Source organism: Leucobacter chromiireducens subsp. solipictus (assembly GCF_016758195.1).
GTDB lineage: Bacteria > Actinomycetota > Actinomycetes > Actinomycetales > Microbacteriaceae > Leucobacter > Leucobacter solipictus.
On record NZ_QYAC01000003.1, the window covers coordinates 428,403 to 451,461 of the forward strand.

Annotated in this window: 19 protein-coding genes and 2 riboswitches; of the genes, 13 read left to right on the forward strand and 6 right to left on the reverse strand. The window is 70.9% G+C overall.

The annotated features are described in order from the left end of the window. Positions 1-7: 7 nt before the first annotated feature. Complete coding sequence (locus tag D3230_RS07795) at positions 8-1,069, forward strand: LOG family protein (protein WP_420029022.1); 1,062 nt, start codon at positions 8-10, stop codon at positions 1,067-1,069. Continuing rightward, positions 1,062-1,814 carry a hypothetical protein gene (locus tag D3230_RS07800; RefSeq protein ID WP_202344458.1) on the forward strand — a complete coding sequence of 251 codons (753 nt, stop codon included), beginning with the start codon at positions 1,062-1,064 and terminating at the stop codon, positions 1,812-1,814. The genes D3230_RS07795 and D3230_RS07800 overlap by 8 nt, the downstream gene beginning before the upstream one ends. Here the strand turns inward: D3230_RS07800 and D3230_RS07805 are convergent. Then, the gene (locus D3230_RS07805; RefSeq protein ID WP_202344459.1) at positions 1,811-4,180 is read right to left on the reverse strand and encodes an ATP-binding cassette domain-containing protein; all 2,370 of its coding nucleotides are present in this window, start codon (positions 4,178-4,180) and stop codon (positions 1,811-1,813) included. The two genes, D3230_RS07800 and D3230_RS07805, sit on opposite strands and share 4 nt — an antisense overlap. A 117-nt stretch (positions 4,181-4,297) precedes the next feature. Between D3230_RS07805 and D3230_RS07810 the strand changes: the two genes are divergently transcribed. Then, positions 4,298-5,221: a CPBP family intramembrane glutamic endopeptidase gene (locus tag D3230_RS07810; RefSeq protein WP_237467133.1), complete on the forward strand. Its 924-nt coding sequence runs from the start codon at positions 4,298-4,300 to the stop codon at positions 5,219-5,221. Between the two features lie 94 nt (positions 5,222-5,315). Here the strand turns inward: D3230_RS07810 and aroQ are convergent, their stop codons facing one another. Beyond that, entirely contained in the window at positions 5,316-5,756 is a 441-nt protein-coding gene (aroQ, locus tag D3230_RS07815) for a type II 3-dehydroquinate dehydratase (protein ID WP_202344460.1), read from the reverse strand. Between the two features lie 172 nt (positions 5,757-5,928). Between aroQ and trmB the strand changes: the two genes are divergently transcribed. From trmB to D3230_RS07860, 9 genes are all read left to right on the forward strand, one after another. After that, positions 5,929-6,585 (forward strand): tRNA (guanosine(46)-N7)-methyltransferase TrmB, encoded by a 657-nt coding sequence (trmB, locus tag D3230_RS07820; protein WP_237467135.1) that lies wholly within the window; start codon positions 5,929-5,931, stop codon positions 6,583-6,585. Between the two features lie 70 nt (positions 6,586-6,655). After that, positions 6,656-6,759: riboswitch (glycine riboswitch) on the forward strand. A gap of 1 nt (position 6,760) precedes the next feature. Continuing rightward, positions 6,761-6,867: riboswitch (glycine riboswitch) on the forward strand. Between the two features lie 46 nt (positions 6,868-6,913). Next, positions 6,914-9,763, forward strand: coding sequence for an aminomethyl-transferring glycine dehydrogenase (gcvP, locus tag D3230_RS07825; protein WP_237467138.1), 2,850 nt, complete (start codon positions 6,914-6,916; stop codon positions 9,761-9,763). A gap of 28 nt (positions 9,764-9,791) precedes the next feature. Further along, a complete protein-coding gene (gene gcvT / locus D3230_RS07830) occupies positions 9,792-10,937 on the forward strand; it encodes a glycine cleavage system aminomethyltransferase GcvT (RefSeq protein ID WP_202344462.1) in 1,146 nt (381 codons plus the stop codon). Positions 10,938-11,032: 95 nt separating this feature from the next. Then, positions 11,033-11,407, forward strand: coding sequence for a glycine cleavage system protein GcvH (gene gcvH, locus D3230_RS07835; protein WP_202344463.1), 375 nt, complete (start codon positions 11,033-11,035; stop codon positions 11,405-11,407). Beyond that, positions 11,407-12,729, forward strand: coding sequence for a serine hydroxymethyltransferase (gene glyA / locus D3230_RS07840; protein ID WP_202344464.1), 1,323 nt, complete (start codon positions 11,407-11,409; stop codon positions 12,727-12,729). The genes gcvH and glyA overlap by 1 nt, the downstream gene beginning before the upstream one ends. Before the next feature lie 45 nt (positions 12,730-12,774). Next, complete coding sequence (locus tag D3230_RS07845; RefSeq protein WP_202344465.1) at positions 12,775-14,235, forward strand: L-serine ammonia-lyase; 1,461 nt, start codon at positions 12,775-12,777, stop codon at positions 14,233-14,235. A 78-nt stretch (positions 14,236-14,313) separates the two neighbouring features. Then, positions 14,314-15,672 (forward strand): MFS transporter, encoded by a 1,359-nt coding sequence (locus D3230_RS07850; RefSeq protein WP_202344466.1) that lies wholly within the window; start codon positions 14,314-14,316, stop codon positions 15,670-15,672. A 3-nt stretch (positions 15,673-15,675) separates the two neighbouring features. Then, complete coding sequence (locus D3230_RS07855) at positions 15,676-16,131, forward strand: GNAT family N-acetyltransferase (protein WP_202344467.1); 456 nt, start codon at positions 15,676-15,678, stop codon at positions 16,129-16,131. A gap of 28 nt (positions 16,132-16,159) precedes the next feature. Further along, the gene (locus D3230_RS07860; RefSeq protein ID WP_202344468.1) at positions 16,160-17,134 is read left to right on the forward strand and encodes a helix-turn-helix domain-containing protein; all 975 of its coding nucleotides are present in this window, start codon (positions 16,160-16,162) and stop codon (positions 17,132-17,134) included. A gap of 25 nt (positions 17,135-17,159) precedes the next feature. Here the strand turns inward: D3230_RS07860 and D3230_RS07865 are convergent, their stop codons facing one another. Then, the gene (locus D3230_RS07865) at positions 17,160-18,386 is read right to left on the reverse strand and encodes an MFS transporter (RefSeq protein ID WP_202344469.1); all 1,227 of its coding nucleotides are present in this window, start codon (positions 18,384-18,386) and stop codon (positions 17,160-17,162) included. Between the two features lie 46 nt (positions 18,387-18,432). Beyond that, positions 18,433-19,335 (reverse strand): alpha/beta fold hydrolase, encoded by a 903-nt coding sequence (locus D3230_RS07870; RefSeq protein WP_202344470.1) that lies wholly within the window; start codon positions 19,333-19,335, stop codon positions 18,433-18,435. Positions 19,336-19,407: 72 nt separating this feature from the next. Between D3230_RS07870 and D3230_RS07875 the strand changes: the two genes are divergently transcribed. Continuing rightward, positions 19,408-20,073 carry a TetR/AcrR family transcriptional regulator gene (locus D3230_RS07875; RefSeq protein ID WP_202344471.1) on the forward strand — a complete coding sequence of 222 codons (666 nt, stop codon included), beginning with the start codon at positions 19,408-19,410 and terminating at the stop codon, positions 20,071-20,073. A gap of 12 nt (positions 20,074-20,085) precedes the next feature. Here the strand turns inward: D3230_RS07875 and D3230_RS07880 are convergent, their stop codons facing one another. Together D3230_RS07880 and D3230_RS07885 are read right to left on the reverse strand one after the other, a co-directional pair. After that, a complete protein-coding gene (locus D3230_RS07880) occupies positions 20,086-22,422 on the reverse strand; it encodes a hypothetical protein (RefSeq protein ID WP_202344472.1) in 2,337 nt (778 codons plus the stop codon). 275 nt (positions 22,423-22,697) lie between these two features. After that, entirely contained in the window at positions 22,698-23,009 is a 312-nt protein-coding gene (locus D3230_RS07885; protein ID WP_202344473.1) for a hypothetical protein, read from the reverse strand. Positions 23,010-23,059: the final 50 nt, after the last annotated feature.

Here is a 23,059-nt window from a genome sequence, read left to right on the forward strand (position 1 = left end):
TGAGGGGGTGACTTCTCCGCAGCTTTCCGGTTCCGACGCGGCCCAGGCCGCGCTTCGCGCGACGCTGACCGAGCTCCTTGCCGAGCACGGCATCACGGCGCACCGCACCCTGATCCGGCGCATCCTGGAGACGGGGGTGGGGCTCGGGCAGGACGGCACGGCGCGGCGGGATCTCAAGATCACCGCGGCCGCCGTCGAGGAGATGCGCGCCGCGTTCCGACTGTTCGCGCCCTATGAGGGGATCCCCAAGGTCACGATCTTCGGGTCGGCGCGCACGCAGTCCCACGATCCGCTGTGGGAGCTCGCCGCCGGCACCGCACGGGCGCTCGCCGAGCAGGGCTGGCTCGTCGTCACCGGGGCGGGCCCCGGCATCATGGAAGCCGCGGCGACCGGGGCCGGGGCCGAACGCTCGCTCGGGGTCTCGATCCGGCTCCCGTTCGAGGAGGAGCCGAACGCGCTCGTCGCGGTCGACGGGCGGCAGGTCGCCATGAAGTACTTCTTCACCCGCAAGCTCATGCTCGTGAAAGAGTCACTCGGCTTTGTGTGCCTTCCGGGCGGCTTCGGCACCATGGACGAAACGTTCGAGCTGCTGACCCTGCAGCAGACCGGGAAGATGGATCCGGTGCCGATCGTGCTGCTGGATCGCCCCGGCGGCACGTTCTGGCGCGGCTTCGCGGCGTTCGTGACCGAGCAGCTGGCCGCGAGCGGGCTCGTCGCGGTCGATGACCTGGACCGCGTGCTCATCACGACCTCGGAGGAGGCCGCGGTAGCGGAGATCACCGGGTTCTGGCGCAACTACGACTCGCTGCGCTGGTTCGGTGCCGAACTCGTGCTCCGGCTGCGCGCCGAGCCGAGCGATGCGGAGCTCGACGAACTGAACGAGCGTTTCTCGGGGCTCTGCGAGACCGGGCGGATCGAACGTGCGGCCGCGCGGCCGGAGGAGTCCTCGGACCGTGATGTGCCGGATCTGCCGCGGATCGTGTTCACCCCGCGGAGGCGCGCGGTCGGTGACCTGCACCGGCTGATTCGGGCGCTGAACGAACTGGGCTCCGCCCCGGTCGATGCCTAAACCGCGGCCCCGTTCCCGCGCGCTGCGGTGGATCGGCTGGTCGCTCGGGGCCGTGGCGCTCATCGTGCTCGCCGGTCCGATGGTCCTCGCCGTGCCCGCCGTGAACGAGGCGTTTCCCGAGCGCACGGCGGTCGAGTGCCGGGTCGGGAATCCCGAAAACGTGCGCACGTTCGGCCGGGCGCGTTTCTCACGCGAGAAGCTCGTGCCCACCGACTGCGGGGTGTTCCGCGTCACGCACAAGCGACAGGCCGCGTGTACGAGCGACCCCGGCCGCGACGTGCAGCTGGTACCGGGCACCCGCTACGACCTCGTGGTGCGCGGCCCCGACATCCCGATCCTCACCTCGCCCCACGTGGTGTCCGCAGTGATCTCGGCCGATCAGGGCCCGCCGCCGAAGTCGCGCTTTGCCGAGCTCGATGCGCTGAGCGATGCGCTGTTGGCCGAGCTCGATCCTGAGACGCGCGCCGAGCTCGAAGCCCAGACCGACGAGCGGCTCGCGGGCGTCGACGCGCTCCAGGAGCAGTTCGCGCCGGAAACGCTCCGCGCCTTCGACTACGTACAGCCCCCATTCGACCCGCGGTGTGACGCGTCGCGGCGGGTGATGACCACGATCGGGGTGCAGATCATGGCACCCGAGCGCGCGGCCGAGTTGCTGGTGGTGCCCGCGGGCGAGACCCCGCGTGCACCGCTCCTCCCGTGCGCGGGGCCCTACTGCACCCTGGAATCCACGCCGCAGCGCCGCTAGTGGGCGATGTAGGCCGCGAGGTGCTGCCCCGTGAGGGTCGGCGACGCCGCGGTCACGAGTTCCCGCGGGGTGCCCTCGAACACGACCGTGCCGCCCTGCAAACCGGCACCCGGACCGAGATCGATGATCCAGTCGGCGTGCGCCATCACGGCCTGGTGATGCTCGATCACGATCACGCTCTTGCCCGCGTCGACCAGCCGATCCAGCAGCCCGAGCAGCTGTTCGACGTCCGCCAAGTGCAGGCCGGTGGTGGGCTCGTCGAGCACGTAGATATCCGCGTCCTCGAGCATGTGGATCGCGAGCTTGAGCCGCTGCCGCTCGCCGCCCGAGAGCGTGGAGAGCGGCTGCCCGAGCGTGAGATAGCCGAGCCCCACGTCCACGAGACGATCGAGGATCTTCGCGGCCTTCGGGATCCGAGCGTCGCCCGCCGAGAAGAACTCGTGCGCCTCGGCCATGCTGAGCTCCAGCACCTCGGCGATGTTCTTGCCGCCGAGGGTGTACTCGAGCACGTCGGCGTTGAAGCGGCGCCCCTCGCACACCTCGCACGGGCTCTCCATCGTCGCCATCATGCCGAGGTCGGTGAAGATGATTCCCGCCCCCTTGCACTCCGGGCAGGCCCCCTCGGAATTGGCGCTGAACAGCGCCGGTTTTACCCCGTTCGCCTTCGCGAAGGCCGTGCGCACCGGATCGAGCAGGCCCGTGTACGTGGCGGGGTTCGAGCGGCGTGACCCCTTGATCGCCCCCTGATCGACCGCCACGACCCCCGCACGGTTCGACACCGAACCGTGGATCAGCGAGCTCTTGCCGGATCCGGCGACGCCCGTCACCACGCACAGCACCCCGAGCGGCACGTCGACGTCCACGTCCCGCAGGTTGTGCGTGTCGGCACCGCGCACCTCGATCGCGCCGTTCGCGCTCCGCACGGCGTCCTTGAGCCGGGACCGGTCGTCCAGGTGGCGGCCCGTGAGCGTCCCGGATGCGCGCAGCCCCGCCACGGTGCCCTCGAAACAGATCTCGCCACCGTGTACGCCGGCACGCGGCCCCAGATCCACGACGTGATCGGCGACGCGGATCATCTCGGGCTTGTGCTCCACCACGAGCACCGTGTTGCCCTTATCCCGGAGCTTGAGCAGCAGCTCGTTCATGCGCTCCATGTCGTGCGGGTGCAGGCCGATCGATGGCTCGTCGAAGACGTAGGTCGCGTCCGTGATGGGGGAGCCGAGGTGGCGGATCATCTTGGTGCGCTGCGACTCCCCGCCGGACAGCGTGCCGGTGGGCCGGTCCAGGCTCAGATAGCCGAGCCCAATCTGCACGAAGGAATCGAGGGTGTCGCTGAGCTTCGCGATGAGCGGGGCCAGGCCGGGGTCCGCGATCCCGCGCACCCACTCCGCGAGATCGCTGATCTGCATCGCGCAGGCGTCGGCGATCGAGTGTCCGTCGATCTTCGAGGAGCGCGCCGACTCGTTCAGCCGGGTGCCGTCACACGCCGGGCACGCCGTGAACACGATCGCGCGATCCACGAAGGCGCGGATGTGGGGCTGCATCGCCTCCCGATCCTTCGACAGCATCGACTTCTGAATGCGCGGGATGAGGCCCTCATACGTGAGGTTGGTGCCATCCACCTTGATCTTCACGGGTTCCTTGTACAGCAGATCGTTCAGCTGATCCGGCGTGAACTCCTTGATCGGGGTGCCCATCGGCAAGAGCGCGCCGAACAGGCGGCCATACCAGCCGTCCATGCTGTACCCGGGCACCGTGAGCGCCCCCTCCGACAGCGACTTCTCCGCGTCGTAGAGCTGATCGAGGGCGAAGTCGCTGACGCTGCCGCGGCCCTCGCAGGTGGGGCACATACCGCCCAGCACCTCGAAGGAGCGCCGCTCCTTGACCTTCTTGCCGTCCTTCTCGAACGTCACCGCGCCTGCGCCACTCACCGAGGCGACGTTAAAGGAAAACGCGTTGGGGGACCCGATGCGCGGCTCGCCCAGGCGGGAAAAGACGATCCGGAGCATCGCGTTCACGTCGGTCGCCGTGCCGACCGTGGAACGGGGGTTGGCCCCCATGCGCTCCTGATCCACGATGATTGCGGTCGTCAGCCCCTCGAGCACGTCGACGTCCGGGCGGCTCTGCGACGGCATGAATCCCTGCACAAAGGCGCTGTACGTCTCATTGATGAGCCGCTGAGACTCCGCGGCGATCGTGGCGAACACGAGCGAGCTCTTGCCGGACCCGGACACGCCAGTGACGGCCGTGAGGCGGCGCTTGGGGAGATCCACGCTGACGTTTTTCAGGTTGTGCTCGCGCGCGCCCTGGACGCGGATGCGGTCGTGCGAATCGGCGGGGTGGATGACGGAGTCGGCTGCGCTCATGGAGGTAGCGTAGCGCGCGGCTCCGACGTTGCGTAGTGTGCCGTGCGAACCGTGCGTGTGAGCTTTCTGAACGGGGGTTTCTCGCAGTTCGTCACCGTGATCGTCTAAGCTCGCGGCATGCCCCCGAGTGCCGCGCCTCTGAGCTGGGACCACGCCCGCCCGGCGGGCCGCGCGACGGCCCGAGTGCGGCCGCTCACGCTCGCCGCGGCGCTCGCGGTGTGCGCGATCGCGCCCGCCTGGTTCGTGGTGGAGCAGCTCTGGCTCGGCGCGCTGCTCGCGCTGCTCGGCCTCGCGCTCGCCGCCTGGGCCGGGCGGAGCGCCGGGCGCCGCGCGCGGCCGGATCCAGCGCGGCGGCCCGGCCCTACGGCACCGCGGCCCCCGTCCCTCCTGCGCGACCTCTCACTCATCGTGCTGGGCCTCGCGATCGTCCGCACGATCCCGCTCGCCGCCCAGCTCGACACCGGCTCGATGATCCGCTTCACCCTGGCGCTCGGCGGGGCCGTGCTGGTGCCGTACCTCGTTTCGCGCTTCGTGTACCGCGACCGGGCGACCGCGTTTCCGTGGCGGGCCGGACAGCGCTGGGGGCGTTTCCACTGGGGCTGGCTCGGGGCGGTGCTCGTGCTCGGCTGGCTGATCCTGCCCTGGTACTTTCTGAGCTCCGGGGTCTACCTGAACTGGCCGCGGGTGGACACGCCGGACCTCATCGCCCGCCTGTTCCTCGGGGTCGGCGCGGTGGGGATCTGGGACGAACTGTTCTTCATCTGCACGGTGTTCGCGTTGCTGCTGCGGCACTTCCCGTTCTGGGTCGCCAACGCGCTGCAAACGATCGTGTTCGTGTCGTTTCTGTGGGAGCTCGGCTACCGGGCCTGGGGGCCACTCCTGACGATCCCGTTTGCGCTGATGCAGGGGCTGATCTTCGCGCGCACGCGCTCGCTCGGCTACGTCGTGACCGTGCACCTGCTGTTCGACGCGGTCGTGTTCGCCGTTCTCGTGCACGCGCACAACCCGGAGCTGTTCCGCGTGTTCCTGACGGCGCCGTAGGGCCCCCGCGCCCCTGCCACCGCGCCCCAGCGTGTGACGAGCGGGTACGGGGTCGGATCTGTGATCCCGCCGTGCGGCGTGACCGCCCCGTGGGCTACTGCGCGATCAGCGTCGCGATCCGGCGCACCGCCAACTCGTAGCCCTGCACCCCGCACCCGACAATCACGCAGGCCGCAACCGCGGAGATGAAGGAGTGGTGCCGGAACTCCTCGCGCCGGTGCACGTTGGAAATGTGGACCTCGGCGGTGGGCAGCGCCACCGCGCTGATCGCATCGCGCAGCGCCACCGAGGTGTGCGTGAACGCCCCCGGGTTGATGATGATGCCCGCGCAGTCCGTGCGGGCGTCGTGGATCGCGTCGAGCAACACGCCCTCGTGATTGCTCTGCACCGCCCGCACCTCCAGGCCGAAGTCCGCCGCGACCCGGCTCGTCAGGGCCTCCACGTCGGCGAGCGTTTCCTCACCGTACACCTCGGGCTCGCGCGTGCCCAGCAGGTTCAGGTTCGGTCCGTTGACGAGCAAGATTCGCCGGGTCATTGTGTGCCTCCTGGTCCGTGCGGTACGGACATGCTACCGCGCCCAGCTTGGCCTCGCGGGCTTGCGCGACTACCGTGGTGGGGTGACCGAGCCAGATAGTCCTTCGTTCAAAAGCTTTGATCCCACCACATTTCGGGAGAAGCCCGTCTCCTTCGTACGCCGGAGCGGTCGCATGACCAGCGGGCAGCTGCGCGGCTGGGACGAGCTCTCGCCGCGCTACCTGATTAACGTGCCGCCCGGTCCCGCGGTCTCCAGCATCGCCGAGGGGGCCACCGGCAACCCCGAGGAACTGTTTGGCCGGCGCGCGCCGCTCGTGATCGAGATCGGATCCGGGCAGGGCCACGCCATCGTGCACGCCGCGTCGCAGCGGCCGGACACGAACTTCCTCGCGCTCGAGGTGTTCCGTGCCGGGCTCGCCCGCACCATGACGGCGGCTGAGGAAGCCGATCTCGACAACCTGCGGCTGGCCGAGGTCAACGCTCCCGAAATGCTGGAGCGCTACCTGCCCGCCGGATCGGCCGACGAACTGTGGGTGTTCTTCCCGGACCCGTGGAAAAAGGCCCGCCATCACAAGCGACGCCTCATCGCCCCCGATTTCATGGCGATCGCGGCGCGCGTGCTCCGCCCGGGCGGCGTGATCCGGCTCGCCACCGACTGGGAGCACTACGCCGAGCAGATGCGCGAGGTGCTCGACGCGGCCGCCGAGTTCGAGCGGGACTTCGCGGGGGACTGGGCCGAGCGCTACGAGGGCCGCGTCCGCACCGCGTTCGAGCGGAAGGGCACCGAGAAGGGCCGCGCGATCCGCGATCTCACGTACCGTCGGGTGTAGCCGCGCCGGCGTCCTGCGCCGCAGCGGGCCGGGTGATGCTAAGCTGAGGCCACTCATGAATATGGGCCAATACGCTGTGGCGGGAGAGTCCAGGTGGCACGCGAGTGCGAGCCTGGCGCCGTAGGAGCAAACCCTCCCCGGGAATCTCTCAGGCATCCGTACCGCTGCAGCGTGGCAACTCTGGAAAGTAGCTGGTGAACCCGGCTCACCGACGGTGCAAGGGTGCCCGATCCCGCGATCGGTTCGCCTGAATCTCTCAGGTTCCGTAACAGAGCGGGGAGGATCCCACCCGGTGCGCTTTGGCGTACTCCCACCTACGGAGATCCTCTTGAGCTTCACGCAGCCCGCTTCCTTCGCCGATCGCCATATCGGGGTCACGACCCCCGACGACATCGCCACGATGCTCGACACGCTGGGGTACGCAGACCTCGATGCGCTGGTCGACGCCGCAGTGCCCGCGGATATCCGCATGTCGGGCACGCTCGATCTGCCCGCCGCGCGGCGGGAGGAGGAGATCCTCGCCGATCTCCGCGCGCTCGCGAGCAAGAACGTGCTCAAGACGCAGATGATCGGGCAGGGCTTCTCTGACACGCACACGCCGCCGGTGATCCGCCGCAACGTGCTCGAGAGCCCGGCCTGGTACACGGCCTACACCCCCTACCAGCCGGAGATTTCGCAGGGCCGGCTCGAGGCGCTCCTGAACTTCCAGACCATGGTGGCCGATCTCACCGGCCTGCACGTCGCGAACGCGTCGATGCTCGACGAATCCTCCTCGGCGGCGGAGGCCGTGCTGCTGATGCGTCGCGCCGGGAAGGCCCCCGCGACGGCCCGCGTGGTGGTGGACGCCAACGTCTTCCCGCAGACGATCGCGGTGATCGAGGGCCGCGCCGAAGCCCTCGACTTCGCGGTCGAGGTGGCGGACCTGACCTCGGGGCTGCCCGAGGGCGAGATCTTCGGCGTCGTGCTGCAGCAGCCCGGCAACGACGGCACGGTGCGCGAACAGTCCGAGCTGATCGCCGCGGCGCACGAGCGCGGCGCGATGGTCACGGTGATCGCCGACCTGCTCTCGCTGACGCTCATCACCCCGCCCGGCGAACAGGGCGCCGACGTCGCGGTCGGCAATACGCAGCGCTTCGGCGTCCCGCTGTTCTTCGGCGGGCCGCACGCCGCGTACCTCGCGATTCGCGCGGGCCTGGAGCGCTCGCTCCCCGGCCGCCTCGTCGGCGTCTCGAAGGATTCCGCGGGGGACCAGGCCTACCGCCTCACCCTGCAGACCCGCGAACAGCACATTCGCCGCGAGAAGGCGACGAGCAATATCTGCACCGCGCAGGCGCTGCTCGCGATCACGGCCTCGATGTACGCCGTCTACCACGGTCCGACCGGCCTGCGCGCGATCGCCGAGCGCACCCACGCCCACGCCCGCACCATCGCGAACGGCCTGTCCGCGGCCGGGATCACCCTCGCGGGGCCCGCGTTCTTCGACACCGTCGTCGCCACGGTCCCGGGCCGGGCGGCGGACATCGTTGACGCGGCATGCGCGGCGGGCGTGAACCTGCGCCTGATCGACGCGGACACGGTGGGCGTCTCCACCGATGAGACCACGACGCAGGCTCACGTCGACGTGGTGCTCGCCGCGTTCGGCGCCGGTGCCGGGTCCGCGCCCGCCACGCCGGGCGAGTACGCGTTCGCGGGCGGCCTCGTCCGCACGAGCGAGTACCTCACCCACCCGATCTTCAACTCGATGCGCTCCGAAACGCAGATGCTGCGCTACCTGCGCCGCCTCGCGGATCGCGATCTCGCGCTGGATCGCACCATGATCCCGCTCGGCTCCTGCACGATGAAGCTGAACTCCACGGCCGAGATGGAGTCCATCTCCTGGCCCGAGTTCGCCGGGATCCACCCCTACGTCCCGGAAGACCAGAGCCGGGGCTGGCGCGAGCTGATCGCGGACCTGGAGCGCCGCCTCGTCGAGATCACGGGATACGCCGGGCTCTCGCTGCAGCCGAACTCCGGCGCGCAGGGCGAGTACGCGGGGCTGCTCGCGATCCGCGGCTACCACCGCGCGAACGGTGAAGAGCAGCGGACCGTGTGCCTGATCCCCGCGTCCGCGCACGGGACCAACGCGGCCTCCGCGGTGCTCGCGGGCATGCGGGTCATCGTGGTCAAGAACACCGAGACCGGCACGATCGACCTCGACGACCTCCGGACCAAGATCGACGCCAACCGCGACGAGCTGGCCGCGATCATGATCACCTACCCCTCCACGTACGGCCTGTACGACGTGGACGTGCGCGAGGTCTGCGACCTCGTCCACGCGGCCGGCGGGCAGGTCTACATCGACGGCGCCAACATGAACGCCCTCGTCGGGCTCGCTCAGCCGGGCAAGTTCGGCGGCGACGTCTCCCACCTGAACCTGCACAAGACCTTCGCGATCCCGCACGGCGGCGGCGGCCCCGGCGTCGGCCCGATCGGCGTCGCCGAGCACCTGCTGCCGTTCCTCCCGAACGACCCGACCGGCACCTACGCGGTGAGCGAGGGCGTCCCGGTCGTCGCGACCCTGTTCGGCTCGGCCGGGGTGCTCCCCATCTCCTACGCGTACATCGCGATGATGGGCGCCGACGGGCTCACCCGTGCCACGCGCACCGCCCTGCTGAGCGCGAACTTTATCGCGGCCCGCCTGACCGAACACTTCCCGGTGCTGTTCACCGGGGCCGCGGGCCTCGTCGCCCACGAGTGCATCCTCGACCTGCGCGAACTGACCGCCCAGTCCGGCGTGACCGCGGAGGACGTCGCGAAGCGGCTCATCGACTTCGGCTTCCATGCCCCGACGCTCGCGTTCCCGGTCGCCGGCACGCTCATGGTGGAACCGACGGAATCCGAGGATCTCGGCGAGATCGAGCGGTTCATCGAGGCGATGATCACGATCCGTGGCGAGATTGACGCGATCATTGCGGGCCGGATCGGCCTCGACGCCTCGCCGCTGCGGCACGCCCCGCACACGGCCCGCGCGGTGGTGAGCGACAGCTGGGATCGCGAGTACACCCGCGAGCAGGCCGCCTACGCCGTGCCCGCGTTGCGCAGCGACAAGTACTTCCCGCCGGTGGGCCGGATCGACGGTGCCTTCGGCGACCGCAACCTGGTGTGCTCCTGCCCGGCCCCCGAGGCCTTCGAGAACTGACGCATCCACGAACCAAGGACGGACGATCATGACTGACGCAACGCAGGCACCGGGCTCCGGCCAGGCCGGCCCCGCCCACACCGCGCTCCACGCCGAGCACGCCGCACTCGGCGCCTCCTTCACCGATTTCGGCGGCTGGGATATGCCGCTGAAGTACGGCTCCGAACTGGCCGAGCACCGCGCCGTGCGCGAGGCCGCGGGCCTCTTCGACCTGTCGCACATGGGGGAGATCCGGGTGACCGGCCCCGACGCCGCAACGTTCCTCAACACCGCGCTCGTCGGCAACTTCGCCGTGACGGCCGTGGGCCGCGCGAAGTATTCGCTGATCTGTGACGCCGACGGCGGGATCATCGACGACCTCATCACGTACCGGCTCGGCGACACCGAGTTCCTGGTCGTGCCGAACGCGGGCAACGCGCCCACGGTCGCCGCCGCGTTCGCGGAGCGCGCCGCGGGATTCGACGTGACGGTGCGCGACGAGTCCGCCGAGACGAGCCTCGTCGCGGTGCAGGGACCCGCGTCGGTCGCGATCCTGCACGAGCTCGTGCCGGAGGCGCAGCGCGCGCTCGTGAGCGACATGAAGTACTACGCCGCGGCCCCGGCGTCGGTGGCGGGCATCGAGGTGCTGCTCGCCCGCACCGGCTACACCGGTGAGGACGGCTTCGAACTCTACGTGCCGAACGCGCACGCGGCCGAGCTGTGGCGTGCCGTGCTCGCGTCGGGGGAAGCCCACGGGCTGATCCCCGCCGGGCTCGCGTCCCGCGACTCGCTGCGGCTGGAAGCGGGCATGCCGCTGTACGGCAATGAGCTGAGTCGCGACATCACCCCGTTCGAGGCCGGACTTGGCCCCGTCGTTTCGTTCAAGAAAGCGGAGCGTTTCGTGGGGCGGGACGCCCTGGAAGCGCGGCGCGAGGAGACGCCCAGCCGGGTGCTGGTCGGCCTCCAAGGGGCCGGCCGCCGCGCGGGCCGCGCGGGCTACGCCGTGCTCGTCGACGGCGTCCAGATCGGCGAAGTGACGAGCGGACAGCCGTCGCCCACGCTCGGTTTCCCGATCGCGCTCGCCTCGATCGATCCCGCGTACGCCGAGGTGGGCACGGAGCTCACGGTCGACCTGCGCGGCAAGCCGGAGGCGTTCACCGTCGTGGCGCTCCCGTTCTACCGCCGCGCCCAGTAACGCGCCGCGCGCAGCGCGCACCACACACATCCCACCACACCCACCACACCCACCACCCGCGAGCCAGGCTCGCGCCCCACCAGAAGGACACACACATGAGCAAGGTTCAGACCGGACTGCAGTACTCCGCCGAGCACGAGTGGATCACGGACGAGTCGCCCGCCACGGTCGGCGTCAGCCAGGTCGCCGCCGACGCGCTGGGCGAGGTCGTCTACGTCGATCTGCCCGAGGTCGGCAGCGCCGTCACCGCCGGCGCCGAGTGCGGCGAGATCGAGTCGACGAAGTCGGTGTCGGAGCTGTTCTCGCCGGTCACGGGCGAGGTCGTCGAGATCAACCAGGCCGTCATCGACGACCCCGCGCTCGTGAACTCCGACCCCTACGGCGCGGCGTGGCTGTTCAAGGTCGCCGTCACCGAGTTCGGTCCGCTGCTGAGCGCTGAGGAGTACGCCGCCCAGAACGGGGTCGAGTGATGCGACGCTTCACGCCGGTCGCCTCGGCCTCGCTGAACGCCCCGATCGCGGAGCTGGATCCCGAGGTTGCGCAGCGCATCGACGCGGAGCTCGCGCGGCAGCGCCGCGGCCTTGAGATGATCGCCTCGGAGAACCACACGGCCGTTGCGGTGATGCAGGCGCAGGGCTCGGTGCTCACGAACAAGTACGCCGAGGGCTACCCGGGTCGCCGCTACTACGGCGGCTGCGAAGAGGTCGACGTGATCGAGACCCTCGCGATCGAGCGCGTGAAGGCGCTGTTCGGCGCAGAGTTCGCGAACGTCCAGCCCCACTCGGGCGCCCAGGCGAACGCCGCGGTGATGCACGCGCTGATCCGCCCGGGCGACACGATCCTCGGGCTGAACCTCGCGCACGGCGGGCACCTGACGCACGGCATGAAGATCAATTTCTCGGGCCGGCTCTACGAGGTCGCGGCGTACGGGGTTGCCGAGGAGACGCTGCGCGTCGACATGGACGAGGTGGCGCGCCTCGCCCGGGAGCATCGGCCCCAGCTGATCATTGCGGGCTGGTCGGCGTACTCGCGGCGGCTCGATTTCGAGCGCTTCCGCGAGATCGCCGACGAGGTCGGGGCCTATCTGATGGTCGACATGGCGCACTTCGCGGGCCTCGTGGCCGCGGGGCTCCACCCTAATCCCGTGCCGCACGCGCACGTCACCACTTCGACCACACACAAGACCCTCGCCGGCCCGCGCGGCGGCATCATCCTCACGAACGACGCGGAGATCGCGAAGAAGATCAACTCCGCGGTGTTCCCGGGGCAGCAGGGCGGGCCGCTCGAGCACGTCATCGCGGGCAAGGCCGTGGCCTTCGGCATCGCGGCGACGCCGGAGTTCGCCGAGCGCCAGCAGCGCACCGTCATGGGAGCCCGGATCCTCGCCGAACGCCTCGTGCGCGAGGACCTGACCGAGCGCGGGATCAGCGTGCTCACGGGCGGTACGGATGTGCACCTGGTGCTCGTGGATCTCCGCAATTCTGCGCTCGACGGGCAGGCCGCGGAGGATCTGCTGGCCCGGGTCGAGATCACCGTGAACCGCAACGCGGTGCCGTTCGATCCGCGCCCGCCGATGGTCACGAGCGGACTCCGGATCGGCACGCCGGCGCTCGCCACCCGCGGCTTCGGCGAGGCGGCGTTCGCGGAGGTGGCCGACATCATCGCGGAAACGCTGATCGCGGGGACCGCGGAGGGCGGGGCGGCTCCCGAACACCTCGACGCGCTGCGCGCTCGGGTCGCCGCGCTCGCCGCCGCGCACCCGCTCTACCCGGACGTGGCGGCGCTCGGGTAACACCTCATCGCCGGCGCGCCCGGCACAGGAGAAACGGAGATCATCGTGGCTCTCAGCGTCTTTGACCTGTTTTCCGTGGGGATCGGCCCCTCCAGTTCGCACACGGTGGGGCCGATGCGCGCCGCGAATCGCTTCGCCGCGCAGCTGCGTGCGTCCGGGGTGCTGCCGCGCGTGCGAGGGCTGCGGGTCGACCTGTTCGGGTCGCTCGCGGCCACCGGCCGGGGGCATGGCACCCTCACCGCGGTGCTGCTCGGGCTGGAGGGCCTCGATCCGGAGACCGTGCTCCCCGAGGAGATCGAGCGGGCGCTCGCCCGGATCGAGGGCGCGGGGCGCGTGCAGCTCGCGGCCGGGTCGGGGGCCGGATCGCCGCGCGGCGGGGCAGCGGATCCGGCATCCGCGGCGGTCAGCGTGCCGTTTCGCGAAGCCGACATCGTGCTGCGGCCGCTCACGGTGCTCCCCACCCACACGAACGGGATGCGTTTCGGGGTGCTCGACGCGGCCGGGGAGGTGCTCGCGGAGGAGACGTACTTCTCGGTGGGCGGCGGCTTCATCGTGCGCGAGGGTGCCGAAGCCCAGGTCCAGGATCGCCTGGAATCCACGCTCGCCGTGCTGCCGTTCCCGTTCACGACGGCCGCCGAACTGCTGCGCTACGCGAGCGAGACCGGGTTCTCGCTCGCCGAGCTGATGCTGGAGAACGAGAAGGCGCTCCGCCCGGAGTCGGAGGTGCGCGACGGCCTGTGCCACATCTGGGAGGTGATGGAGGCGTGCAAGAACTCCGCGCTGGAGCGCACGGGGGTGCTTCCCGGCGGCCTGAACGTGCGCCGCCGCGCGCCCGAGTGGCATCGCCGCCTCACCGCGCAGGATCCGCACCGCGACCCCCAGTACTGGCAGGAGTGGATCAACCTCGTCGCCCTGGCCGTGAACGAGGAGAACGCGAGCGGGGGCCGGGTGGTCACCGCCCCCACCAACGGGGCGGCCGGGATCATTCCCGCGGTGCTGTTCTACGCGACGCACTACGCCCCGGGTGCGGACGCCTGGAGCGAGGCGGAGCGGCGGACCGCGATCAGCGATTTTCTTCTCGCGGCGGGGGCCGTCGGCGTGCTCTACAAGGAGCAGGCCTCGATCTCCGGTGCCGAGGTGGGCTGCCAGGGCGAGGTCGGATCCGCCTCCTCCATGGCCGCCGCCGGGCTCGCGCAGGTGCTCGGCGGCACCCCTGAGCAGGTCGAGAACGCCGCCGAGATCGCGATGGAGCACAACCTCGGCCTCACCTGCGACCCGATCGGCGGGCTCGTGCAGATCCCCTGTATCGAGCGCAACGCGATCGCCGCAGCGAAGGCCGTCAACGCGGCGAAGATGGCGCTGATGGGCGACGGCTCGCACCACGTCAGCCTGGATGACGTGATCGTCACGATGCGGGAGACCGGGCGGGACATGAGCGACAAGTACAAGGAAACCGCGATGGGCGGGCTGGCCGTGAGCGTCTCGGTCGGCGTCGTGGAGTGCTGATCGCCGGGACAGCGCCTCCGCACCACGGCGCGGGTGACGGTGCTGACGAAGGCACCCGCTTCCCCCTACGATGATGCTATGAGTGATTCTTCCGCGAGCCAGGCGCGCTCGCTGTCCCGACGGCTCGACGCGCTCCCGTTCACCCGGAAGCACGCGAAGCTGCTCGGCGGATCGGGGCTCGGCTGGGCGCTCGACGCGATGGATGTGGGCCTGATCTCCTTCATCATCGCGGCGTTGACCCAGCACTGGGGGATCACGACCGGAGAAGCGGGCCTGATCGCCTCCATCGGGTTCGCGGGCATGGCGATCGGTGCGAGCCTCGGGGGGCTGCTCGCCGATAAGTTCGGGCGCCGCCAAATCTTCGCGATCACGCTGCTGGTCTACGGTGCGGCGACCGGGGCGAGCGCCCTGGTCGGCGGGATCGCCGCGCTGCTCGTGCTCCGCTTCGTCGTCGGCCTCGGCCTCGGCGCCGAACTGCCGGTCGCGTCGACCTACGTGAGTGAGTTCGCCCCGGCGCGCATCCGCGGTCGCCTGATCGTGATCCTGGAGGCCTTCTGGGCCGTCGGCTGGACCGCTGCGGCGATCATCGGCTACTTCGTCGTCCCGGCCTCCGAGAACGGGTGGCGGTGGGCGTTCGCGATCGGCGCGATCCCCGCGATCTACGCGTTCGCCGTGCGCTGGGGACTCCCGGAGTCCCCGCGCTGGCTCGCGGGGCGCGGCCGCGTCGCCGAGGCCGAGCGGATCGTCGCGGACTTCGAGGCGTCCGCGGGCGTGACCGCGCCCGATACCGTGGCGGAACCGCGAGAGCCCGCCGCGGCCGCGCCCGCCGCCCCGGCGGGCAGCCGCGTCGCGGGCCTCTGGACGCGCGAGTTCCGGGGCCGCACGCTCGCGATCTGGGCGGTGTGGTTCTGCGTGAACTTCGCTTACTACGGGGCCTTCATCTGGATTCCGAGTATCCTCGTCGATGCCGGCTTCAGCCTGGTTCGTTCGTTTGGCTTCACCCTGATCATTACGCTGGCGCAGCTCCCCGGCTACGCGGTCGCGGCCTGGCTGATCGAGAAGTGGGGCCGCCGTCCCACCCTCTCCGTGTTCCTCGTGGGCTCCGCGGTTTCCGCGGTGCTGTTCGGCACCGTCCACACCGAGGGCGCGATCATCGCCTCCGGCATGGCGTTGTCGTTCTTCAACCTCGGCGCCTGGGGCGCCCTCTACGCGGTCACCCCCGAGATCTACCCCACCTCCCTCCGGGGGACGGGCGCCGGGTGGGCTGCCGGGGTGGGGCGGATCGCCTCGATCGTCGCGCCGCTGCTCGTTCCCGTGATGCTCGCGGGGGCGGGCACCACCTTCACCTTCGCGGTGTTTGCGGCGTTCTTCATCGTCGCGGCCGCGGCGACCTGGGGGCTGGTCGACCGGCGCGGCGCCGCGCTCGACGACCGCTAGCCGATGCTGGCTCTGCGGCGCCTCCAGCGGGAGGACTGGGGGTGGGTCCAGGACTGGTTCACGGACGAGCGGCTGAACGCCGAGCTCGGGCCGCTCGATGCGGAGTGGCTGGAGTACGTGCTGGCGGATCGGGGCGGGGTGGAGCTCGTCGCCAGCGATCCGGCCGCACCCGAGCTGCCGCTCGCGCTCGTCGGCGTCGTCTGGGCCACCGCCGAGCACCCGCACACCATCTCGGATCTCGCGGTGTCGCCAGCACTGCGCGGGCGCGGGATCGGGCGCCGCGCCGTCACCGCGGTGCTCGCGTGGGAGGGGCATCCGCCGGGCGACGACTGGGTGGCGTACGTCGCCTCCGATAATCCCGCCGCCGATGCGTTCTTTCGTGCGCTCGGATGGGTGCCCGGCGCGTTCGAGGAGGACATGCGCGCGTGGTCGACCACGCGGGCGCGGCACACGGAATAGGGCGGCGCGCCACCGCGTTGTACCCCGCATGCTTGCCCCGGAGAGCGCCTCGGTTGCGCAGCTGCTCGAGAGCGTCGATCTCAGCGTCACCCACACCCGCCGCGTCACGCTTGCGCCGCGCGAGCGCTGGACGGCGCCGGCCGGCGCGACGAGTCTCGTGTATCTCGACGCGGGGGAGCTGCTCGGCGTCCCGATCGCGGCGTGTTCGACGGCACCGGGGCGGTGCGCCGTCGCGACCGCGGGTGCACCGGATCGGGGGCCCGCCGGACCCGGGTCCGGACTCGGTTCCCCACTGGGTGCCGGATCCGCGCTGCTCGCCCTGGGCCGGTCCTCACACCGGTTCACGGCGGCCGTGGCGACGACGCTCATCGTGGTGACGCTCGAACTCACCGAGACCGCGCAGCGGTTGCACGCGCTGCTGCCCGACCCTCTCACGATGGTGGGCTTCAGCGCGCACGATCCGGCGGTCGCGGCGCTCGCGAGCACGATGGGGCATCCCGAATCGGAGACCACCGTCGGTGCCGATTCCGCGGGCGCGGCGTCCCCGCTGCGGCCGGGTGACGCGGTCATCTGCCAGCTCATGGCGCGCACGCTGCTGCTGGCGGTGCTGCGGGCCTGGTATGCCGCGGGGTGTGCGCCGGCGGGCTGGTCCGCCCGGGTGGCGGACCCGCATCTCGATCGGGTGCTGCGGGCGATTCACGAGAACCCCGGCCACGACTGGTCGCTCGACGGGCTGGCGACGCTCGGGACGATGTCCCGGTCGATGTTCGCGCGGCGGTTCCGGGAGGTGCTGGGGGCCTCGCCGGGGCAGTACCTCGCGCGCCTTCGGATGGAAGACGCGAAGCGGCGCTTGGCGACCGGCGCATCCGTGACGCAGACCTCGCGCGAGCTGGGCTACGCCTCAGACGAGGGGTTCAGCCGCGCGTTCCGGCGGCACACGGGAGTCTCGCCGTCGCGCTGGCGCTCGCGCGAAGAACCCTCCGGGGCGCGCCTGCCGGTCTGAACCCGCGGCGCACCCCGGCGGCACGCTAGCGGGCGACTCGGTGTGACCAGCCGAACAGGATCGCGCCGACGAGCAGGGCGACGGCCCCGCCCGCGTACACCGTGGCAACGCCCAGCGCGTCGCTGAGCACCCCGCCGAGCCCGGCGGCCACCACGATCCCCGCCTGGAATCCGACCACCACGAGGCTGCCGCCCTGCTCCAAGCCGTCCGGGACGCGCTGCCCGATCCAGGTGTTGACCACGATCAGCCAGGACGCGAAGCTGAATCCCCACAGGGTGATCGCGACCGCCACGGCCCAGAGCGCGCCCGGCGCGGTGATGATCGTGAGCACGGCGGCGGCGATCAGGAGCGGGATCAGGAGCGAGATGACGCGCAGCGCGCGGTCGATCACGACGCCGATCACGAGATTCCCGACGAGGCCGCCGGCCCCGAAGAGCGCGAGGAGAATCACGATCGTGGACGCCGCGAGCGGTTCACCCGATGCCTCGGTGACCCGCTCCAGCGCGAGGCGAACGTACGTGTACGTGACGAAGTGGCCGAGGACGACGAGGACGTGACCGGTGAGTCCGAGCGCGATGCCGGGGCGGCGCAGTACCCGCCAGAGCGCCCCGAGGGTGTGTGCTCCCGACGCCGGCACCGACGGCAGGAGGAGCAGGATCGCGCCCGCGAGGAGCACGAGGGCGATCCCGCTGATGCCGAACACCATGCGCCAGTCGAGGGCGGTGGCGATCAGCACGCCGAGGGGAACACCGGCGACGGTCGCGAGTGACATGCCGGCCGTGGTGAACATCACGGCGCGGCCGAGGCGAGCGGGCCCGGCGATGTGCGCGGCGACCGTGATCGACATCGACCAGAACGCGCTGATCGCGGCACCGAGCAGGAAGCGTGCCACGAGCACCAGTACGAATGACGGTGCCACCGCAACGATGATGTTCGAGACGGCACCCAGCACGGCGGTCCACGCGAGCAGGTGCCGCCGGTCCATGCGCGGCACCATGAGGCCGATCGTGGGGGCGACCAGGAGGCCGGCGAATCCGGTGATCGTGACGGTTTGGCCCGCCTGGCCAGCCGTGACGCCGAGCCCGTGTGCCATCTCGGTGAGCACGCCGTTGGGGAGGAACTCCGAGGTGACGAGGAGGAAGCTCAGGAGCATCATCGCGATCAACGGGGCGATCGGGAAGCGCCGGGGAGTGGCGAGCTGATGCGGGATCGTCGCGGGCGGGGCGGTAGGGATCTGGCCAGTGTGGGTCATGATTCCACACTCCCACCGCGCGGTTCGGGCCGCCCGACCGGACGGGTCAGGTTCCCGACGGATCGTCCAGGGAGACGTTTCCCTCCGAGCGGGCCGCGGCAAACTCGGTGAGCGCGGTGACCACCGGCTCGGCCGCGAGGATGCGGCTGTGGCCGAGGCCCGACGTGCGCATGAGCTGGGCCCGCCCGCCGTGCGCGTCGTGCAGGCGGAGGGCCTCGCTGTCCGGGATCCGGCGATCCTCCTGGTCGTGGATGATCAGCAGCCGGGTGGATTTCGGCAACGGGTGCGCGGCGGCGTCATATCGATCACGCAGCGTGGCGTGCGTCTCGTTGACGCGGGCCGCAAACTGTCGCGTGAGGTGGGGGCGGGCGGGCTCCGGGAGCGCGAGTTCGTCCGCGAACTCGGTGAGAATACGGCCGGGACTCGTGGGTGCCGACACGACCGCCACCGCCGCGGTGGGGGCGACCTCGCGGGCCGCGGTGAGCGCGGCGAGGCCGCCCAGCGAGTGCCCCACGATGGCGTCGAAGCCGCCGTCACGATCGTGGAGCTGCCCGGCGGCTGCGACCCAGTCGCGGAGATCGGTGGTGCGTCCGGGTGAGGCGCCGTGTGCCGGTGCATCGAACGAGACCACGCGCATTCCCGCGGCGGTGAGCTGCGCGATCAGGGGCGCAAATTGCGTGGCGCGGCCACGCCAGCCGTGGAGCAGGAGCACGCTCCGCTCCCCGGACCCCCACGCATAGCTCGTGATGGGGCGGCCCCGCACGATGAGGGACGTGGTGTCCGCGGCGCGTTCCGTGGCCGCGGCGAGCGGGCTCGATGCCCCGAGGGGCATGGGCGGCGCGGCGAGAAACAGTACCGGCACTGCCGCGCGGGCACCGAGGGCGGGGGAGAGGCTTGCCGCGGTGCGGATGCCGCCGCGGATCGCGGTCTCAAGAATGCTGGTGGCCACAGGGCTCCTTTGGATCCGGGCGAGATGACGCCACCCCGACAGTATACGCACGATCGTGCGTATACTGTGTGCATGACTGAACCGCTCGCCATCGACGGGCGCCGTGCGCGCGGTGACGCCTCCCGGCGCGTGGTGCTCGCCGAAGCGATGCAGCTGGTATCCGTGCAGGGCCTCGACGGGCTCACGATCGGGGCGCTCGCTGAGCGATCGGGACACCGGAAGAGCAGCATCGCGACCCTATTCGGGGGGAAAGAGGGACTGCAGCTCGCGACCGTCGCCGCGGCCCGCACGGTGTTCCTGAGCGTGGTGATCGAGCCGGCCCGCGCACATCCGCGAGGTGCCCGCCGGCTCTCGGAGCTGCTCGCCAATGTCCTGGAGTATTCTCGCGACCGGGTGTTCGCGGGAGGGTGCTTCTTCGCGGCGACGGCCGCGGACGTGGATTCGAAGCCCGGGGCCGTCAACGACGCCGTCCGCGCGGTGCTCCAGGAATGGTACGGCTATGTCGAAGCTCAGATCCGGCATGCGGTCGCGGCCGATGAGCTTGCCGTCCCGGAGTCGCGGCAGGCGCGACTCGCCTTCCACCTGATCGCGCTCGAGGAGCAGGCGAACTCGCGATCGCTCCTCTTCGCAGACTCGGGGCCCTACGCGTGTGCCGCTGGTGCGAGCGCTGACCTGCTCGCCGCGGCCGGAGCCGCGCCCGCCGCCCTGGCGCGCCTGCGCGCGCTCGCGGAGGAGTGACGGGCGGCGGACCTAGCGCCCTGAGGTTGCGCCCGGGCGTCGCGCTCCGGCGCGGGCGACCGCGAAACCGCCGGCCGTGAGCAGGAGCGCGAGGGCCGTCATGACCCAGAGCTCGCGTGTGCCCTGCCCGGTGGCGGCGAGTTCGGGCTCCCCCCGATCCGTCGCGCGCGTGAGCGCGCCCGGCTCGGGGCCGGGGTCCGTGCCCGGCACTGGGGTTCCCGGTTCCGTGGTGCCGGGTTCCGGGGTGCCGGGTTCCGTGGTGCCGGGTTCCGTCGTGCCCGGGTCGGTGGTGTCACCGCCGGGGGCCCGGACCTTCGCGGTGGCGCGCGATTCCAGGTGGTTCTGATCGCCGGAGTAGCGCGCCTCGTACCGCGTCACGTCGTCCGGGATCTCAAAGTCGGGGTCGGCGTCGCCGCGGAACGTGCCATCGGTCGCGACGGGGAATTCTCCCACCCGGGTCTCTCCGGCCCACACCGCAACGGTGCCCGAGGCCGCGGTGCCGTGTGCGGCCGTGACGGTGCCCTCGAAGCCGAGTCCATCGCCGCGCGAGCGGGACGGTTCCGACGTGCCGCCAGATGTCTCACGCTCGCCGCTGCCGAGTGTGTCCGGGACCAGCGAACTCAGCGGGACGGGACGGAGCGTGACGGTCGTCGGGGCCGGGAGCACACTGAGCGCCGCCTCGGCGTGCGCCGCAGGCTCCGCAGCGCCGTCGACCATCAAATCCAGCATGACCGTGTACTGCTGGGCATCGAACTGCGTGCCGGGTACCCCCACGGTGGCGGCACCGTCGAGCACGGGTGCCGGGACAAGATCCGTGCCCGCGACGGAGGCGTGGACCGTCCCGCCCGAGGGCACGTCGGTGACCGCGGCGAGGATGTCGCCGCCCTGCCCGTACTCGAATTCGAGTGGCTCGGCCGTGAGGGTCGGTGCCGGCGACGGGATCAGTGGCGAGAACAGGTACGCCGTGCCGCGCTCTCCCCGTGCCCGCGGGGCCCCGATGAGCGTCCGTCCTTCGTCGGCCGCGATCCCCTGACCGTACACCTGGTTGCCGAAGTAGGCACCGGCACCCGGGTCGGACGCGACGAGCATCTGCGCGGGCTCGCGCCACTGTCGGGTGAGTTCGTCGCCGCTCCCGTTGGTCTCGAGCTCCCGCGTGTCGTAGACATACACCTCGCCCTCAGCATCGGGCTGCTGGTATGCGTCGACGAGCAGCGCGTCCCCGGCGACGCCGATCGAGCCGCCGAATGAGTAGGAGCCGCGAGGCGGCATCAGTTTGCCCCCGATCTGCTGCAGGGAGTCGTCAAAGCGGTAGATCGCCCCCTGCGTGGTGTTTCCCGCCGCCACGGCCGCGTCGCTGCACCCGGTGAGCGGGTCGTCGGGCGAATCCCCGGAGTAGTCGACCTCGAGTGGGGAACCCACGTAGAGCGCCTGCTCGTCGAACGCGAGCGCCACGCCAAAGGTGGGACGGCTGCCACCCGAAGCATCGAGGCACGCTTTCGGATCACTGCGTGGTTGCTGGGTGAAGAGCGGTTCGGCGTAGGTCTGTGCGTCCCAGAGATAGACCCCGCCGGCCTTGCCCCACTGCGAGTCACGCGCTTGGATGGCGGCGACCGCGATCCGGTCGCCGTGCACGGCCACCTTCTGTCCCGTGATGCTGTTGGCAATCGGCGCGCTGGGGATGAGCGGCGTCCAGGTGTCCGAGGTGAGGTCGACGCTGAAGGCCATGCCGGCGTTTCCGAGGCCGTCGACGGTCGCGTTGGGCACGCCCACCACGAGGCGGTCCCCAAAGAGCGCGAGGGACTCGCCGAACGTGGTGCCATAGCTGCTGACGCGCTCGGGGGGTGCGTCCGGGGCGATGATGCGCTCAAGCTCCCAATCGTTGGTGCCGCTGCGGAGGTAGACCCACACCGTCGCCGTTGAGGTTGCGGAAATGTACACGCGCGACGCGTCAGGCGCGATCGCGATCGCGCTTCCGAAGCCCCGCACCTCGGTGTCTGGGCCGATCATGGCGGTGTCCCAGTCGCCCGCCGCAGCGTCGCGGAGGTGCGCGATCTGCACGCTCTGGTGGAGCTGGTGTACCAGCACGGCGTAATCGCCCGCGATCGCCGAAGCGTAACCAGCCTTGACCCCGGACTCCGGGTCAAAGCGGGCGATCTCCGTGCGCATCGGAAAATCGGACTCTGCCGGGGCGTCAGTCGTGCGTGCGGTCGGTGTTCCCCGAGCCTCGGCGTGCGCGGGCGGGGCCACGGCGACCAGCCCGACGGCGACGATCGCCGCGCCGAGGATCAGCCCGAGGCGGGTGCCGGGGAAACGATGGTGTCGGGGCAGCGGGGAGTCACGGAACGTCACGGTGTCCTTCGGTCGGATCGGGCGGACACTGCACTGGATGAGGGGGTCCGCGCACGAGCATGGTCGGGCTAGGAGCTGCGGAAAAAGTACCAGTGCGTGGCGGGGGCCTCGCCGGAAAACCGGGAGACCGTGCGTGAATTTTGAGGGCCGAGCATCAACAATTGAGTGCGAAGCAGCGGGCTTGCGCGCGCCACCGCGTGCGCCGGGGGAGTGCGGTGGCCCTCAGGAGCGGGCGGGCACACGACGCGCACGGAGCGGTCCGGAGGGACCCCGCGTTACTCCGCGCGTGGAGCCTGCGCGGCGAGGCCGCCGGGGCGGTCCGCGGTGTCGGTGTGCGCCGGGCCGGCCGCCGGCGACGCCGACTCGGGCCGGCGCAGCAGCTCGACGAGCGCGAGCCCGGCGAGCACGCCGACGGTCACCCACGCAACCGTCGGCGCGTTCACCGGGCGCGCCAGGAAGATGATGAGCACCCCGCCGGCGCCGAGGAGCAGGATGATGCCGCTGCGGAACCGTTCCACCGCGCGGCCGAGCGCTCCCGTGGTCACCCCGTGTGCGCTAGATGTACTGACCCGGAGGGTTGTTGACATAGGAGAGACCTTCGTTGTCGAGTTGGAGCTGTCTAGTTCCCCTGCTCGTT